15 protein-coding genes are annotated in these 14,913 nt (G+C 65.9%); 6 read left to right on the forward strand and 9 right to left on the reverse strand.

All coding sequences use genetic code 11. The features are described from left to right. Positions 1–83 precede the first annotated feature (83 nt). Positions 84–2,060, forward strand: a complete 1,977-nt coding sequence (locus tag ABZ459_RS47325; protein WP_357986199.1) for a LysM peptidoglycan-binding domain-containing protein — start codon at positions 84–86, stop codon at positions 2,058–2,060. 6 nt (positions 2,061–2,066) lie between these two features. Here ABZ459_RS47325 and ABZ459_RS47330 read toward each other — a convergent pair whose 3' ends face one another. From ABZ459_RS47330 to ABZ459_RS47360, 7 genes are all read right to left on the reverse strand, one after another. After that, on the reverse strand, positions 2,067–3,173 hold the full coding sequence (locus ABZ459_RS47330) for a serine hydrolase domain-containing protein (RefSeq protein WP_357986202.1): 1,107 nt from the start codon (positions 3,171–3,173) through the stop codon (positions 2,067–2,069). Between the two features lie 10 nt (positions 3,174–3,183). Then, on the reverse strand, positions 3,184–4,266 hold the full coding sequence (locus ABZ459_RS47335) for a glycosyltransferase family 4 protein (protein WP_357986205.1): 1,083 nt from the start codon (positions 4,264–4,266) through the stop codon (positions 3,184–3,186). Next, positions 4,263–4,406, reverse strand: a complete 144-nt coding sequence (locus ABZ459_RS47340) for a hypothetical protein (protein ID WP_357986208.1) — start codon at positions 4,404–4,406, stop codon at positions 4,263–4,265. Before ABZ459_RS47340 ends, ABZ459_RS47335 begins: the two co-directional genes overlap by 4 nt. Beyond that, positions 4,403–4,735, reverse strand: a complete 333-nt coding sequence (locus tag ABZ459_RS47345) for a hypothetical protein (RefSeq protein WP_357986211.1) — start codon at positions 4,733–4,735, stop codon at positions 4,403–4,405. The genes ABZ459_RS47340 and ABZ459_RS47345 overlap by 4 nt, the downstream gene beginning before the upstream one ends. Before the next feature lie 142 nt (positions 4,736–4,877). Further along, entirely contained in the window at positions 4,878–5,264 is a 387-nt protein-coding gene (locus tag ABZ459_RS47350) for a hypothetical protein (RefSeq protein WP_357986214.1), read from the reverse strand. Further along, positions 5,261–6,475 (reverse strand): metallophosphoesterase, encoded by a 1,215-nt coding sequence (locus ABZ459_RS47355; RefSeq protein WP_357986217.1) that lies wholly within the window; start codon positions 6,473–6,475, stop codon positions 5,261–5,263. The genes ABZ459_RS47350 and ABZ459_RS47355 overlap by 4 nt, the downstream gene beginning before the upstream one ends. Further along, positions 6,472–7,788: a hypothetical protein gene (locus tag ABZ459_RS47360; RefSeq protein ID WP_357986220.1), complete on the reverse strand. Its 1,317-nt coding sequence runs from the start codon at positions 7,786–7,788 to the stop codon at positions 6,472–6,474. Before ABZ459_RS47360 ends, ABZ459_RS47355 begins: the two co-directional genes overlap by 4 nt. 365 nt (positions 7,789–8,153) lie before the next feature. Here ABZ459_RS47360 and ABZ459_RS47365 point away from each other — a divergent pair, with 365 nt between their 5' ends. Next, complete coding sequence (locus tag ABZ459_RS47365) at positions 8,154–8,969, forward strand: class I SAM-dependent methyltransferase (RefSeq protein ID WP_357986223.1); 816 nt, start codon at positions 8,154–8,156, stop codon at positions 8,967–8,969. A gap of 209 nt (positions 8,970–9,178) precedes the next feature. Here ABZ459_RS47365 and ABZ459_RS47370 read toward each other — a convergent pair whose 3' ends face one another. Then, on the reverse strand, positions 9,179–9,361 hold the full coding sequence (locus tag ABZ459_RS47370; RefSeq protein ID WP_357986226.1) for a hypothetical protein: 183 nt from the start codon (positions 9,359–9,361) through the stop codon (positions 9,179–9,181). 138 nt (positions 9,362–9,499) lie between these two features. Next, on the reverse strand, positions 9,500–10,558 hold the full coding sequence (locus tag ABZ459_RS47375) for a cobalamin-independent methionine synthase II family protein (protein WP_357986229.1): 1,059 nt from the start codon (positions 10,556–10,558) through the stop codon (positions 9,500–9,502). A gap of 710 nt (positions 10,559–11,268) precedes the next feature. Between ABZ459_RS47375 and ABZ459_RS47380 the strand changes: the two genes are divergently transcribed. From ABZ459_RS47380 to ABZ459_RS47395, 4 genes are all read left to right on the forward strand, one after another. Further along, entirely contained in the window at positions 11,269–12,090 is an 822-nt protein-coding gene (locus tag ABZ459_RS47380) for a hypothetical protein (protein ID WP_357986233.1), read from the forward strand. A 343-nt stretch (positions 12,091–12,433) separates the two neighbouring features. Beyond that, positions 12,434–12,775, forward strand: coding sequence for a hypothetical protein (locus ABZ459_RS47385; protein ID WP_357986236.1), 342 nt, complete (start codon positions 12,434–12,436; stop codon positions 12,773–12,775). Positions 12,776–13,173: 398 nt separating this feature from the next. Next, positions 13,174–13,629: a hypothetical protein gene (locus tag ABZ459_RS47390; protein WP_357986239.1), complete on the forward strand. Its 456-nt coding sequence runs from the start codon at positions 13,174–13,176 to the stop codon at positions 13,627–13,629. Between the two features lie 203 nt (positions 13,630–13,832). Continuing rightward, the gene (locus tag ABZ459_RS47395) at positions 13,833–14,912 is read left to right on the forward strand and encodes a DUF4192 domain-containing protein (protein ID WP_357986242.1); all 1,080 of its coding nucleotides are present in this window, start codon (positions 13,833–13,835) and stop codon (positions 14,910–14,912) included. Position 14,913 lies beyond the last annotated feature (1 nt).

Consider the following 14,913-nt stretch of genomic DNA (forward strand, 5'->3'; position numbering starts at 1 on the left):
GGCCCAGAACCCACTCCCGCAGACACTTACCGCTTAACCTGCAGAAATAGGATCACGCGAAGATCGACTCATACACCACGTCCGTGGACGTGACCGTGAAGGAAGGTGACTCTCTCTGGGGCATCGCCGACGAGGAACTGGGCAGCCCACGCCGCTGGCCGAAAATCTGGAAGGCCAACGCAGGGTCACGGCAACCACATGGCCGGACCTTCAGGGATCCAGGCATGATCCACCCTGGATGGAAGCTTCGCATTCCGCTCAAGCGCGTAGAGACTTCCCGTACAACGCCGCCGAGGCAGCAGCCGCCTGCGGCAGAACCGAGTCCGGCCAAACCGTCGATCACGCCGTTCCAGCAGCGTGAAAGCGATGATGTCGTTCAGCTCTCATCGGGCTCGTTGGTGGCCCTGTCCTACGCCGCTGGGATCAGCACCGCCTATGTCGCTGGTCGTCTCCATCGACGCCGGCGGCGAATTCCCCCAACGTCTGACGAACCTGTGGCCATCACTCCTGAGCCGGAACTGCCCGCCCCTGTCCTGGAGCTGCACCGTGCCCACCGCCGAGCGTTTGCCCAACGGGCCGAGCCGGTACCCGCCGATGGGGAGCTGATCCAGCAGGAGCACTCGATCGATGTCCCCGGCCAGATCCATCTGGGACAGAGAGGGGACGGCTCGCCGCTACGGGTCGCCCTTGAAGGACCTGGGCTTGGTCTCAGCGGTGCTGGAGCACATGACGTCGTTCGCTATCTGATCGTCGACCTGCTTCGCCAGTCGAGCAACTACCGCGTTCAGATCATCATCTGCTCGGCCCTGGTGGAGAAGCTGTTCGGTCTGTCTGGAAAGGAGGTCGAGCAGATCGGCGCCGCGCTGCCGGGGCTCCTGCTTGCCGCCTCGCATGAGGACGCCTTGCGGCAGTTCGAGGAGACGTACTTCATGCGCATACGGATGGTGCTCGAACGCGAGTCGACGGACATCGGCGAAGTACGCCGAAACGATCCAGGCGAGGCCCTACCTGCCATCTTGCTCATCGCCGAACTCGATGACGAGGTCCACGAGCACGCCACGGTGCCTCTCACAGCCGGCCGGCGTGCAGGGGTGGGCGGCTTGTTCTTGGGGTCCTGGCCAGAGGGCATCACTTACGACATCGGCGAGACACATCGCGTCGAAGGGGGTGGCAACGACTCGTTGATGGACGCGCTCATGTTCCACATCAACAAGGACGAGGCTGCGGCTCATCTACGCCAGCTTATTCCGGACAAGGAGGACAGTCCTGCGCCTGCGACAGGCGAAGAACCATGTGATTGGCCGGCTTCAACGCCTGTTCGCCTGACGGTTCTCGGTCATCCTGCCGTACACGTTCGTGGCCGGTCAGAAGCACTGACGCTGAGTTGGCTGCAGCTGAACACGTTGACCTATCTCGCCCTGCATCCGAACGGTGTGACCCGTGATCAGCTGGCCACCGCGCTCTGGCCCGACGATCTCGGCAAGGACATCCACAACGCTCTCCGACATCTCCGAGGCGCACTTATGGCTGCGACAGGGCACAAGAGCGTCGAAGCGAAGCGGGCACCGTTCATCAGTGCCTCGACCACGAAGGACTCCGCGGTCTACCGCATCGATCGCGACCTCATCAGCGTTGACCTCTGGGACTACGAGAAGGCGCTGGAGCGGATCAGGTCGGCCGTTGAGCCGGCCGACCGTCTCGGTGCCCTCACGAAGGCGGCCGAGCTGTGCGCCGGCGAGCTGGCGGAAGGGCTCACCGCGGAGTGGATCGAGGACCAGCGGTATCCGTTGACCCGCTCCCAGGCCGACGTTCTTGCTCAACTGGCGGAACATCTCACTGACGTGGACGCCGAGGGCGCGTTGGCCGCGCTGGAGCGTGCCCGCGAGCTGGACCCCGATACCGAAGAGACGTACTTCCGCATCATCCGGTTGCAACTGCGGCTCGACCGGCGCGACGATGCCTCGCGGACCGCCGAGCTGCTCCGTCAGCACCAGCGCAGCCTTGGCGTGCCGGGGGACTATCGGACGGAGAAACGCTTGAGCGAGGTGCTCCACAGGTGACGCCGCCTACGCGAACGCCAGGGCGCGGAAGGCGTTGCGGATCTCGGTCAGCGGCTGGCGATCGCGACCGTAGTAGAGCTTGTTGGTCAGCAGCACCGCCCATCGATCTTGCTTGGGCGAGATCCACATTCCGGTCCCGGTAAAGCCGTAGTGGACGAAGATGCCGTCAGCGGGATCGGTTCCGGCGGCCGGGTGCCAGAACAGGCCTCGCGCCGGCTGTAGATCTCCTGTGTGCACTTGGAGGGATTCCTGGGTCCAGGCGGCGCCGAACCCCCGCCCGGGGCTGGGAACGAGTAGATGCCGCAGGTACTGCGCCAGATCAGGCAAGGTGGAGAAGACGCCGGCGATTCCGCACACCCCGCCGAGCAGCCGAGCTGAGAAGTCATGGGCTGTGCCCTTGAGGTGTCGGCCGGTCTCCTCGTCGTATTCAGTGGGGGCGCAGCGCCCGATGAGCGTGGGTGGAAGGGGGCCGAAGGTGGTGGTGGTCATCCCCATGGGGCGCCAGACGTGCGCCTGAGCGAGTTGGTCCAGCGGAGCGCCAGCGAGATGTTCGGCGAGGAACCCGAGGATGAGGGCGGCCCGGTCGGTGTACTCGACGGCCTGGCCGGGTGGGCGGTGCAGGGCTTCGCGGAGGACGCCATCCCGGATCTGGCGCGGGTCGCTGCCGTAGAGGTTCTTGAGGTTGGCCCGCAGAGGCAGGCCCGCGGTGTGGGTGAGGAGTTGGCGTACGGTGACCGGGCCGAGCTCGAAGCCGTCCAGCTCCGGCATGTGAAGCGAGAGCGGGTCGTCCAGGCTGAGGCGTTCCTGCTCCCAGAGCATGCCGATGACCGACCAGACGGCGATGATTTTGGTGAGACTGGCGACGTCGAAGACGGTGTCCTGGGTCATGGGGTGGTCCGGGTCAGGGGGATCGAGCAGACCGCACGCACCGGTGAGTTGAGTGCCCTCGCCGTCGCCGACGGCCCAGGCCGCGCCGGGATAGACCTCCTGGTGGACGCCCTGCTGGAGGAGATTCTCGATGCGGTCGGGATCGGGCGTCATGATCTCCCTCTCGATGGGTGGCTGCGGTTGCCAGCGTAGTAATGGACTCCGGCGATGGTCGGCGAGCCGCACGGACGGATGGTCAGGTGATCTGGTCGCCCAGCCTGGAGAGTGCTTGGGCGGCGCTGCTGATGGGGAAGCGGCGTGCGTTGGCGAGGCCTGCGGTGCTCAGCTCGGCTCGCGTGCTTTGATCGCGCTTCAAGGCCTTCATCGTGGAGGCGAGCGCCGCTGGCTGGGTGAAGTCTGTCTGGAGCGCCGTGTCGCCCAGGACGTCGGTGAGACCGGGGACGGGCTGGTAGAGGACGGGTAGGCCGCAGGCTTGAGCTTCGACGGCGACCAGGCCGAAGGCTTCCAATATGGTGGACGGCACCGCCAGCGCGTCGTGGTCGCTGAAGGTGGCCCACAGCTGAGGACGATCGAGCCAGCCCAGGTAGCGATGATCGCAACCGGTTCGACGAAGCTGTTCGGCGAAGCGCGCGTACTCGTGGACCGGGGCCGCGATGCTCAAGGTCATGTCACCGATGTCCGCGCATGCCGCCGCCAGGGCTGCAACGCCCTTTTCGGCTGTGAGCCGCCCCGCGTAGAGCAGGCGGAAGGGCTCATCGCTCGATCTGCACGGTCTCGGGGGCTGTTGCAGAAGATGGTCGGGGATGCCCCACGGGATGTGTTCCACCTTGGCGACCTCCAAGGCTGGGGCCATGCCACGCAGGGCGTCAGCCATCGCGGGCGTCGGCACCACGATCGCGGTCGCCCAGTGGGCGCTCTGGCGCAGGACTTGGCGCTGCGTCGCGTTGGAGGTGGCGCAGAGCAGGTCTGTGCCGTGGACAAGGGCGATAGTCGGACGCCGGGGGAGCGCACGAAGCAGCGCAGGTGTGGCGCCAAAGGTCAGGTGCTGCAGATGTGTGACAGCTCCGTCGTCAGGCCTGAGGACGTTGGCCATCGCGGTGCTGAGGGCATGGACGTAGGTCCAGAAACGCGGCCCCGTCAGGCACTTGCCCTCGACCTTCAGGGCTTCGAAGGGCGGTTCTGGAGTACTGCCGTTGTCGAGCATGAACACGCGTGCGGAGATCAACGGCTCTGCGCCGCCGTAGAGATCGTGGAGCAGCTCAACGCTGCCGCCGGCGCTTCCCAGAGGGAGGTCCAGAGCGGTGACGACGGGGTTCATGGATGGCCTCCGCCCGAGCGGATCTCCAGGTAGAGACGGGAGACGTCGATGCCGGTGCTGGCGGTGTACTTGCTGCCGTGTTCCTGGTAGCTCGATGAAGTGCCAAAGATATGGAGGAACACGAGCTTGCCGAAGGTCATGCCGGGATAGACCCGGACGGACGTGCGACTCTGATCTCCAAGGTCCAGGGGATGGCGTGCCCGGTGTGGCCGAGCGGAGCGGAGACATGGACCCAGATGCCCAGGGCTCCGATGGTGCGATTGCCGTTGAGAAGCTGGCCGGTTTCGGGGATGGCGAGTTCCTCGAAGTCGGCCGGGCGGGCGACGTCCAAGGCCCTATCGCAGATCCTGATGCGATCGCCCAAGCGCCAGTCGTAGGCGTTGGGAGACAGCCGCCGAGGATCGTAAGGCTCGATGGTGATGTGGCCCCGATCGATCGCGGCGCCGATGGCAGCTCCGGTCAAGATCATGACGCACCTGCCTTCAGCCGGTCGCGCCAATACTGGGACGGTTGTGGGCCAACGGAGTCTTGATACTTGCCGCGATACAGGGCGACGGCGCCGGCGGACACGAAGAACATGATTTGTCCGATCTTCATGCCGGGGTAGACCCTCAGCGGGCGTACGGGGAGAGCATCAGGGTCCACTGGCCGTGGAAGCCGAGATCGCCGATCGGCGCGGTGATCTCGACGAACAGGCCGAGCCGTCCGACTGACGATCGGCCGAACAGCAGTGGCACGAAGGTGTCGGAGCCGACCTCTTCAACGGTATGACCGAGATAGAGCTCCCCTGGGAGCAGAACGCGGCCTTCGCTGCCGATAGTGACAGCCTGCGTGGGGTTGAGCTCGTAGGCGTCGATCACGGGCGCGGTGTAGGTCAGCAAGGTGGGCCCGAGCCGGATGTTGTAGCTGTTGGGGTTGACCTGCTCAGGGCTGAACGGGTGGATTCTGATGCGGCCGTCGTCGGCCGCGGCACTGATCTCAGGCCCTGTGAGAATCACCGGGCGTCGCCTCCTTGACCCGTCAGAACGGCCTGTACGGCTTGATCGAGTGGCAGCTTCGGCCCCCTCCAGTGCCCGCCGAGGAAGGTGTCGGCCAGGTACTGGGTGGTGATGGTCTGCCGTGGTTGCCTGATGCGCGGATCACGAGCGACGACAAGTGGTCCGAGCGGGAGGGCGAGCTCGCCGAGAAGCGCATCCCAGGTGCGGGTCTCCGGCAACGTGGCGTAGACGAGCTCGTTGCCGTGCGGCTCGATGGTCAGGAGGTCTCCTTCAAGGAGAACGCTGCCGAGAGGAGTCGGACGGAGGCAGGTTTCGTTGAGGACGACGGCCTCCACCTGAAGGTGCGAGCGGAGCTGTCGCGCGATCTGCGTCAAGAGCTCGCGGCGGTCGAGGGGCGTATCGCGGAAGGGCATGGCAAGAGTGCCGCGTGGCATGGCCAGGCGAGCCGACAGGGCGTGGATCTGCGCGCCCAGACGAGCCACTGGATCGGCCACGCCAGTGGGTTCCGAGAAGATCTGAGCCCGAGCTGCCCAGTGCTGGCCATCGGGGGCGGCTTCTGCATAACCCGCGCTCAGCTCGTAGCCCTTGACCACGATCGTGTCCCCTACGCGCACCGGCCCGTACTGCTCGCTGTGGCAGTGACCGGAAAAGATCACTGAGATGAACGGGCAGGCGGCGGCCAGGGCAAGGTCGCTCTGGAAGCCGGAGTGGCTGAGCAGGATCCAGTCGCCGACGTCCTCGGCGTACCGGTGCCAGAGCGCTTGGAGGGCAGGGACAGGAGGAAGGACGGCGTGATCGCTGCGATCTTCGAGGGGGATGGTGAGGAATGCCTGTTCGCCCAGTACGGCGGTCACGCCCACCCGCCGACCACTGATCTCCGCGATGTGGAGTGGCCGGAACAGCGGTTCTCCCGTGCCGGCGTCGATCGTGTTGGCACACACAGTGAGCGAGCGGATGTCGGGGTCGAGATGGTGTCGCCAACCGTGATTGCCGGGAGCGATGACGTCGTAGAGCAACACCAGAGCCTGCCGCTCGATGTATCCGCCGCCGAGCCGGTAGTAGCCGCTGCCCTCGAAGAAATCGCCGCAATCGACGATCAGCGCCCGATCACGTACCGCGTGCAGGTGCGTAAGCATGGGCAGCGACCGGTCGAAGCTGGAGTGAACATCGGTGGTGGCCACGATGCTCTCCAGCACGCGGTGATCGGTCATGCCGCTTCCTCGGTGATGTCCGCGCCGAGCAGCCGCAGCTTGCTCGGCAGATCGGCATGCCCACGACGTAGTTGGGCCATGCCCCTTACGGTGGTTACCCCCGTGGCGGTCAAGGCGGCGATGATGAGGGTGGACCCGCTGCGGATGTCGTTGGCCGTCACCTGGGCACCGACGAGCCTCTGGGGACCGGAGAACCGGCACTGGGTCGCCGACAACTGCTCGATGACGGCACCGAGCCGGGCAAGTTGCGGGATCAGGTTGCCGTGCCGCCCCGGGTTGATGGCATCGGCGAACAGGTGCACTCCCGGCGCCCCCAGGGCCACGGCCATCAGCGGCGGCTCGAAGTCGGCGTCCAGCCCGTCCGGCGCCAGGGACGCGACAGCGCGCAGCGGCTGTCCGCTCAGTTGGGTGTCGATCGCCTGCACCGTCAGCGTGTTCGCACCGGCATGGGCGGGGATGCCGAGCCAGTCGAACGCCTCGATGGCCGGCAGGACGTCCACCGCCCGGACTCCCTTGATCACCGCACATCCCCGGCTCACCGCGACCGCGCAGGCCAGCGTGACCGCCTCGACCTTGTCCCCAGGCACCTCCCAGAGGAGCGGAGCCCAGACATCGTCGGACGGTGGCACGAGATTCACCGCGACCTCGTCCCCGCACACGTCCCAGCCGGCTTCCCGGAGGAACGCCATGATCTCCACCACCTCAGGTGACAGGTTCGGCTGGAAGATGGTCAGCCGGCAGCGGTCGACGACCGCTCGGAGCATGGCCGCCACGGTGGCGCCACGAGACCGGAACGGCAGTGAGATCTCCATCGAGATCGTTCTGGTCGCTGCCCTCTGAACCTGATAGCCCTCGCTGTGCAGGAGCACTCGATCCGCGAAGGCCTCGTAGACCCGGAAGTGCAGATCCATTCCCCGCTCTCCGATGGCACAGCCGCCGGGCCATGGCAGGCGTGCTTGTCCGCAGGAGGCGAGGAGTGCAGGCACCAGGTAGTACGAGGCGCGGATGCGGGCGGCGTCGGCGAGTTCAGGCGGTTGTCCATTGAACGAGATGGGCTGAATCACCACCTCCTCAGGATTGGTGACCGATCGGGCGACGCTGTAGCCGCACTGCTGGAGGAGACCGAGCATGGTCTCCACGTCCTGGCACTGCGGCACGTTGCTCAGGTGCACGAGTCGTCCCACCGCTGCGGCCGCCGCGATCAGGGGGAGGGCCGCGTTTTTCGAGCCATCGACTCGAATGGAGCCGACCAACGGCTCCCCACGGCGGATGGATACCGCTTCAGCGACTGACAGAGCCGAGGACTTGGCCATCTGGGATCCCTTTCTGATAGCAGCCGTACCGATCGAGCTGGTACGTCGGAGGATTTGACTGCTGTCAGTAGATGGCCTGCGACTGAACGCTGTCAGGATGACATGGAGGGACACACAAGGACGTCGGAAGGCATCGGCGCATCCGAGTCGACTGGTGATCTCGTCGATGAGAGCGACTTGCCGCAAGCGGAGCTTTCAGCCTTACCGCTCTTCATGACCGTGCCTAGTACGAGTGCTACAGCGAGGCCTTCCATCCTGAAGTGGCAGTTCATGGCGGGTGGACTGGTGGAGGAGGACGGCGGAGGAGCAAGGCCCGACCGAATATGGTTCGTCCCGGCCGTTGGACGACAGCTAGGGTGTCCGCCATGCAGGACGAGGTCTACCACTACAACAAGGAACGTTGGGAAGCCCTTGCGGGGGCGGAGGCGTTGTTCACCCGTCCTATGCTCGACCTGGACGCGGAAAAGGCTCAGGCATATCTGGGCCTGGAGAGGCTGGGCATCCCCGGCGACCTGGCGGGCCGGAAGGTGCTCTGCCTGGCGGGAGGGGGCGGGCAGCAGTCTGCGGCCTTCGCTCTGCTCGGAGCCGACGTGACGGTTCTCGACATCTCGTCCGGGCAGCTGGAGCGGGACCGCTTGGCCGCTGAGCGCTACAGCATCGGCATCCGCACGATCCAGGGAGACATGCGGGACCTGTCGGCCCTTGACGACTCCTCGTTCGATCTGGTCTGGCATCCGTACTCGCTGACCTTCGTCCCGGACTCCCGGATCGTTTTCCGCGAGGTCGCGAGAGTCGTCGACGAAGGCGGCCACTACTACCTGATGTGCGCCAACCCGTTCTTCTCCGGGCTCACTCACCACTCGTGGAACGGGGAGGGCTACACGCTGAAGCACCCCTACACGGACGAGGCCGCGACCTGCTATCCCGACCAGGACTGGGTCTACGACCGCAAGCCGGCCGGCCCCCACATTCGCGAACCCCTGGAGTACAGGCAGACACTGAGCCGGATCGTCAACAGCCTGATCCGGGAAGGCTTCATGCTGAGGCTCCTTTCCGAGGTCCGAGGTGACTACCCGGGTGCGGAACCGGGCAGTTGGGCGCACTTCACGGGCGTGGCCCCGCCGTGGCTGGAATTCGTCTGGCAGTACTGCCCGGCATCCTCGGAAGGCGAGGGTGTCTGAGGGCAGGGGTGACCGCGACCTGCGAATGTTCCAGCTGTGAGCCTCTTTTATCCTGAGTAGCGGCCCTCCTTGACGAGTTGCAGCTTCCGGGGCGGCCCTCAAAGCGCAGGTCGGCGGGTCTTACAATCCGGCCACGAATGAGGAAGATCGCCGCCTGACCGGCCATTCGTGACGCGACCGGCGGCCGCGCTCACCCTGGCCACCATCCACTACACGCCGGCCAGCGCGGCGGCCAGGCGCTCGGGCTCGGCGCTGGTTAGGACGCTCTCGCCGAGTTGGTGGGCGAGCACCTTCAGGTGCGTGGCGAAGCGGGCGCTGACGTCGGTGACGACGTCGACCGAGTCGACTGGCCGGTCGACGTCAGCGTCCGCGGGAGCGGGCAGGCTGGTCACAGCCTGGATGGCGGTCGGCGCGGTTCAGCACTTAGTAGGCGGGTAATGCTGCGGTCCGTGCGCCGTACCCCGCCCAACTCCTTGCGGGTAACCTGCTCGGCCTTGGGCAACGTTCTCACGGACGGGCAGGCGGAACGATCAGATGCCGAGCTCGGCCGAGGCCAGCTCTGTGCCCTCCAGCCGGGCCCGGATCTTGGCGAACGCCGTCTCCCGCGAGGTGGAGGTGTCGTCGGCGAAGGGCGCGAACCCGCAGTCGTCACAGGTGCCCAGCCGGTCGGCGGGCAGGTGGCGGGCGGCGGTCAGGACGCGGTCGCGGACCTCCTCGGCGGTCTCGACACGCGGGTCCACCGGGTTGATCACGCCGACGAAGACGCGCGCGTCGGCGGGTAGGTGTTCGGCGGCGACCGTCAGGACCTTGTCCGGGTCGGCCTCGCTGGCCAGTTGGAGGTAGAAGTTGCCCGCCTTGAGCCGGAACAGCTGGGGCAGCAGGGCCGCATAGTCGACGTCGAGGCTGTGGGTGGAGTCCTGGTCGCCGCCGGGGCAGGTGTGCACCCCGATGCGCGCGCGTTCTGCGTCGGTGAAGCGTTCCAGCACGCTGTTGTTGAACGCGACGAAGTCGTCCAGCACCCCGCCGCTCGGGTCGAGCTTGAGCGAGAGCCGGCCTTCGGTGAAGTCGAGTTGCACCACGTGCGCCCCGGCCTCCAGGCAGCCGCGGATGTCGGCCTCGGTCTGGTTGGCCAGGTCGGCCAGGAACGCCTCGCGCGGGTAGCCGTCGATGCCCTCGGCCGGGTAGAGCAGGCTCAGCGCCGACGGCGCGATGACGGCCTGCTTGACCGGCACGCTCGCGTGGCGCTGGGCGGCGCGCAGGTAGTGCTCGGCGTGGACCTGGTAGCGGAACGGTCCGGCCGTCAGCCGGGGCAACTGCCGCTGGTGCCCGTCGGCGAAGGGGATCACCACGCCGTCCGGGACGAGTCCGGCGAGCCCGGCGAGCGGGTAGGTGGCGAAGCTGGGCTTGGCCTGCTCGCCGTCGGTGACCACCGGCGAACCCAGCTCTTGGAGACGGTGGACGGTGTCGCGGACGGCCTGTTCCTGCGCCTCGGCCAGCGCGGACGCTCCCTCGGCCGGTTCGGAGGCTGCGATGGCCAGCAGGGCAGGCGGGCGGGGGATGCTGCCGATCGGCTCGGTGGGGAGTGTCATGATGACAGCGTAGATAACGAGGCGTATCTGATCAATCGCTTCCCGTGCGTGTGGTCGCCCGCTTCGCGGACCACGGGTTGAGGAACCGACGGGCAGCCGTTGGCGCTGAGAATGTCGGCGGCCGGGCGCAGCAGCTCAGGCTCGGGGCACTCCTCGGCGCGATTGGCGCAGGTCACCTCCAAGCAGCTCATGCCACATGTGGAGGCAGGCGGGCACAGCGTGTGCCATCGCAAGACTGTCTCTCATCGCGTACCAGGCCGACGATCTCCCTGCGCTGCTTGGCGTTCCGATAGGGCTTCGAATTGTTGCGCGAATACCCCTCCAGATTAAGTGGTGGGAAGTAGGCAGGGTATATCGCGAGGTCACGTGCTGGTCCGAGACCTGTGGTGCGCTCCGACTCGTGGTGCAGTCACCGCTAACGAACTCGTGGTGCAGTCACCGCTAACGAAGGAGCGATCGAAGCGGCGATAAAATCCGACAGACAGAATTGCGATTCGCGCAAATGTGAGGCATTCGAATTCACGTATTTCTTCGACTTGGCCACTAGGCATATCACGCCTAATTTCATTCGACTGGCCGACTGGCCTGCGGAAACTAGGTAAATGATCTGGTAAGCCGATTGATTTGATCTGTATTTTGAGATTGAATTGAAGTGGTCAAAAGGTGAGGTCTTCGCGATAGCGCGGAGACGCAAAGAGATCGGAGTGGTCATGGCCAAGGGCGCTTTCGGAAAGCACGTACCGACGACACTTCCCGGCGGGAGTCTCACCCCCGAAGACATGGCGCGCGTCACGCCGGAGGACTGGGCGGAAATTCGTAAGCTGGCTCGCGGCTACTGCCGTACGGTCGACGCCACGCGGTCCCGCAAGCGCATGGATGGTAGCGCCACGATCGTGAAGGCCGGTCACGCCCCCTATGGCACCGACGACGTCTCTGACGACGTCAATCAGGACGCGGTTCTCCTGTTCGCCCAGCGACTCCGGGATGTGCTGGGCAAGTGTCAGCCCACCACCGGGAGCGGTTCGACGCGGGAGAGCCAGGCATGGACCTACGTACGGCGTGACGGAACGGAGATGGTCATCACCCGGACAACGCTCCAGCGCTGGGCCGTTCGCGACGCCGCGGCGCGCAACGGCTATCGGGTGGACGTGCCTCCGACCGAAGTGGATAGCACTCCAGGAGCGCAGCTCATGCGAGGACTCCCGCATGTGGAGAACGCGACATACGCGGCCGTCTCCTTCTCCACGGCTCAGCACAGCGCGGAGATCTTCCGGCAGGCATTCGGCGACGGACAGGAGTTCCCCGTTCTCCGAGAGATCATCTCGAAGGCCGAACAGGCGGACGACCTCGGGCGCGCAGGCATCCTCGCGACCGTCGCGCAGGAGCGAGAAGGCGGCGTCTACGGCTCACGCCGTGCTGTCATCCGTGTTCGGGACGCGGCGCGGTCAGAGCTGCGCGAGCTCTCGGAGCGCCTGGACGACGCAAGGGGCAATCTGGTTCATGCCGGTGAGGATTCAGTCCTGGGCGACTGAAGCGCCCGCACACAAAGCCCTGGAGGTTCCATCTCCAGGGCTTTTCGTATTCGCGGAAGAAATATCGACTTCGGCGGACGTCTGGGGCGGTTCGGCTGCCGTATTTAAGTGAGAGCCAATTCGCTCTCGCGCCTCACGAGGGTCCGAGCAAACGTCTTGGACCGGAAAGTCGAGAAGGTTCGCGGACGCTTGGAGCTTGTCCGCCACCGTATTTAAGTGAGAGCCGAGCGACTGCGATGGTCGCATTGGGCGCTTGCGCTGATGTTCCCTGTATGGCCTTTGGCGTCGCCTCACGAATGTGGTTCTGGCACAAGGTCCGAACCATGGCAGTGCAGGGGATTACATGAAAATCAGCCTTGCCCTGGTGATCCTGATCAATGCCGAACTGGAGGCAACGGAGTTCTCCACTGGCTCCAGAGGCTTCTACGTCGCAGGCGAGGTCGTCGCCGAGGAGATCCGGTACCGGGCACAAGCCCAAGCCGTGCTGGTCCGTTCCCGGAGCAACCCGGCATCGAAGGTCATGGCCACGAGAGAGGACATGGTCGCTGGGCTGGCCGGCCTCGTGGCCTCTCGCCTTGTTCAGCGCGAGTCCGTCCGTGGATGGAGGGGCTATCGGGCCGCTGGCAAGGTGCAGGTCGCCGGTCAGTTCTACCAAGCCAGCGTCCAGGCCGTCCGCCTGGAATGACCAGCAGGTGAGCGCCGGGTGCGGCGCGGATTCCGGCTCCAGCGCCTCTCCCGTCCTCACTCCTCGTCCGGGCGGCCCCGCAAGGCCGTCCGGACGAGACAACACATCCGAAGGAGGAACCGCCGTTGGACGTAACGCCCTCAGAACCTCTACTGATCTTGGTGCTGTGCCCGGATCTCGCGCCTGAGGCACACGCATCGGACTGCGCCTTCCGGCATCTGTTCATCCCGCCTCAGCCCGGTCTGCCAGGGGACTGGAGCGGGACCGTGACGGACCTGGACCAGATCCGTCAGCGCTTTCCGGGGTGCTGTTCCACAAGTGCCTCACGGACGCGCTCCAGTACGGCACCCGGCTGGCCGACGCCGTCCCCGATGACCAGGAATCTCAGTCGTCATCACATGAGCGCCGACCACGAGGAGGTCACCCATATGGCCGTGCTTGACGGCGTCACTCTGCCGCCGAGATGGAGGATCACGCCGCGGCTGCTCCCCGGCTGGCCCATCGACGGTGAGCACCTGCTGGAGCTGTGGCCGTGCGGCCGCAGCACCGACGGGCGGCTCAGCTGGCTCTACCGGCTGTCCCGCTACGGACGGACGATCTTCACGTCTACCGATATCAGCTCACCGATCGGTGGCACCTTGAGCACCGAGTCGCTGATCGCCACAGGTCGGACTGTGCTGGCGTTCCTCACCCTTGGTGAGGGCGACACGGACGAGGAGTACTTCAGCCACTACACGCGGGCGCAACTGAAGTGGCGCGATCAATTCGCCGAGGCGCTGTCCGGCTATGCCATGGACGACCTCTGCGCCTACTGCAGAGGAGATCACGCCTCCCCTGGTTGTGCATCCATCTGATTCGGCGAGATGTGATCACGACCAGACAGGCGGGCGCTGGACGCGGCGGTTCTGGTTCAGCAGCCCGCCTCGGAAGGCATCGCGGAACCCCTCTCTGCGGCCTCGCTGCGCATCCCGAGTGTTGCTGAAGGCGAAACCAAGCCCTGACATCCCCTGCCCCGGCTGACCGAGCCGGAGCTTCGTCATTCCTGGAGGCGGAAGACATGAACATCCCCACCGGTCCCGATGGTAAGGCGATCGTCCTGACCGCGCCGTCCGACCTGCTCGCTGCCCTGCCTTACCTGCTCGGCTTCCATCCAGTGCTGAGCCTGGTGGCCATGAGCATCGGTCACGCCGGATCGGTATCCAGCGTGATCCGCTACGACCTGCCGGAAGGCGCCGAGGGCGTAGATCAGATCGCAGCCAACTGTCGTGCTGTCCTCACCCGAGAGCGCGTCCCGTCGGCGGTTCTGATCGGCTACGGGAGCGGCGGGCAGGTGACCCCCACCATGGACGCTGTCCGCGAGGCGCTTCGTGAGACGGACGTCAAGATCGTCGAGGCCCTCCGCTGCGATGGGGGGCGATACTGGTCCTACACGTGCTCCGACCTGGGCTGCTGTCCGGTCGAGGGCACACCGTACGACCTCACAAGCCACCAAGTCGCCGCGGAAGCGGTGGCCAAGGGGGCCGTCGCGCTGCCCAGCCGTGACGCTCTGATCGCTTCCCTTGCCCCTGTGAGTGGGGCTGATCGTGAAGAGATGCGGCAGGCCACGGCACTGGCTCGCGCTCGTGCGCACGGCCTGCTGCGGACGCAGAAGGATACGTACTGGTTCGCGGAGGGACTTCGTCACGTCGAAGTCTGCTTCGCTCATGTCGAGGCCAACCGCGAACTCCCAGCCGATGACGTCGCCTGGCTCGGCGTGCTGCTGACCGGTATCCAGATCCGCGACGTCGCGATGACGGAGATCGCCCGCCGTGGATACGCGGTGTGCCGACAGCTGTGGACAGAGGTGGTCCGCCGAGTCGAGCCCGAGTACGTCCCAGCCCCCGCGACCAACCTGGCTTTCATCGCCCTTGGCGCTGGCGACGGAGCCCTGGCCCGCGTCGCCGTGGAACGGGCGCTGACAGTCGATCCTGAGTACCGGTTCGCCCGCCTGATCAGCTTCGGGCTGGACGTCGGTATACCTCCCGCGCAGCTCGCAGAGGTGGACTGGGCCGCCCAGGCACACGTGATCGCGGAGCTCGCGGCCAAGCAACCACTGGGAGCACGGCCGATCCTTCCTCCCCACCCCACCACGACCTGAC

Source organism: Nonomuraea sp. NPDC005692, from assembly GCF_040631115.1.
In the GTDB taxonomy this organism is placed as follows: Bacteria; Actinomycetota; Actinomycetes; order Streptosporangiales; family Streptosporangiaceae; genus Nonomuraea.

Excerpts from the sequence above, each read along its gene's own strand:
- ABZ459_RS47345 (WP_357986211.1), bottom strand. The coding sequence starts at position 4,735 with ATGATCTTGACCGGAGCTGCCATCGGCGCCGCGATCGATCGGGGCCAC.
- ABZ459_RS47340 (WP_357986208.1), bottom strand. The coding sequence starts at position 4,406 with ATGACCTTCGGCAAGCTCGTGTTCCTCCATATCTTTGGCACTTCATCG.
- ABZ459_RS47395 (WP_357986242.1), top strand. The coding sequence starts at position 13,833 with ATGAACATCCCCACCGGTCCCGATGGTAAGGCGATCGTCCTGACCGCG.
- ABZ459_RS47360 (WP_357986220.1), bottom strand. The coding sequence starts at position 7,788 with ATGGCCAAGTCCTCGGCTCTGTCAGTCGCTGAAGCGGTATCCATCCGC.
- ABZ459_RS47390 (WP_357986239.1), top strand. The coding sequence starts at position 13,174 with ATGAGCGCCGACCACGAGGAGGTCACCCATATGGCCGTGCTTGACGGC.
- ABZ459_RS47385 (WP_357986236.1), top strand. The coding sequence starts at position 12,434 with ATGAAAATCAGCCTTGCCCTGGTGATCCTGATCAATGCCGAACTGGAG.
- ABZ459_RS47380 (WP_357986233.1), top strand. The coding sequence starts at position 11,269 with ATGGCCAAGGGCGCTTTCGGAAAGCACGTACCGACGACACTTCCCGGC.
- ABZ459_RS47355 (WP_357986217.1), bottom strand. The coding sequence starts at position 6,475 with ATGACCGATCACCGCGTGCTGGAGAGCATCGTGGCCACCACCGATGTT.
- ABZ459_RS47375 (WP_357986229.1), bottom strand. The coding sequence starts at position 10,558 with ATGACACTCCCCACCGAGCCGATCGGCAGCATCCCCCGCCCGCCTGCC.
- ABZ459_RS47365 (WP_357986223.1), top strand. The coding sequence starts at position 8,154 with ATGCAGGACGAGGTCTACCACTACAACAAGGAACGTTGGGAAGCCCTT.
- ABZ459_RS47335 (WP_357986205.1), bottom strand. The coding sequence starts at position 4,266 with ATGAACCCCGTCGTCACCGCTCTGGACCTCCCTCTGGGAAGCGCCGGC.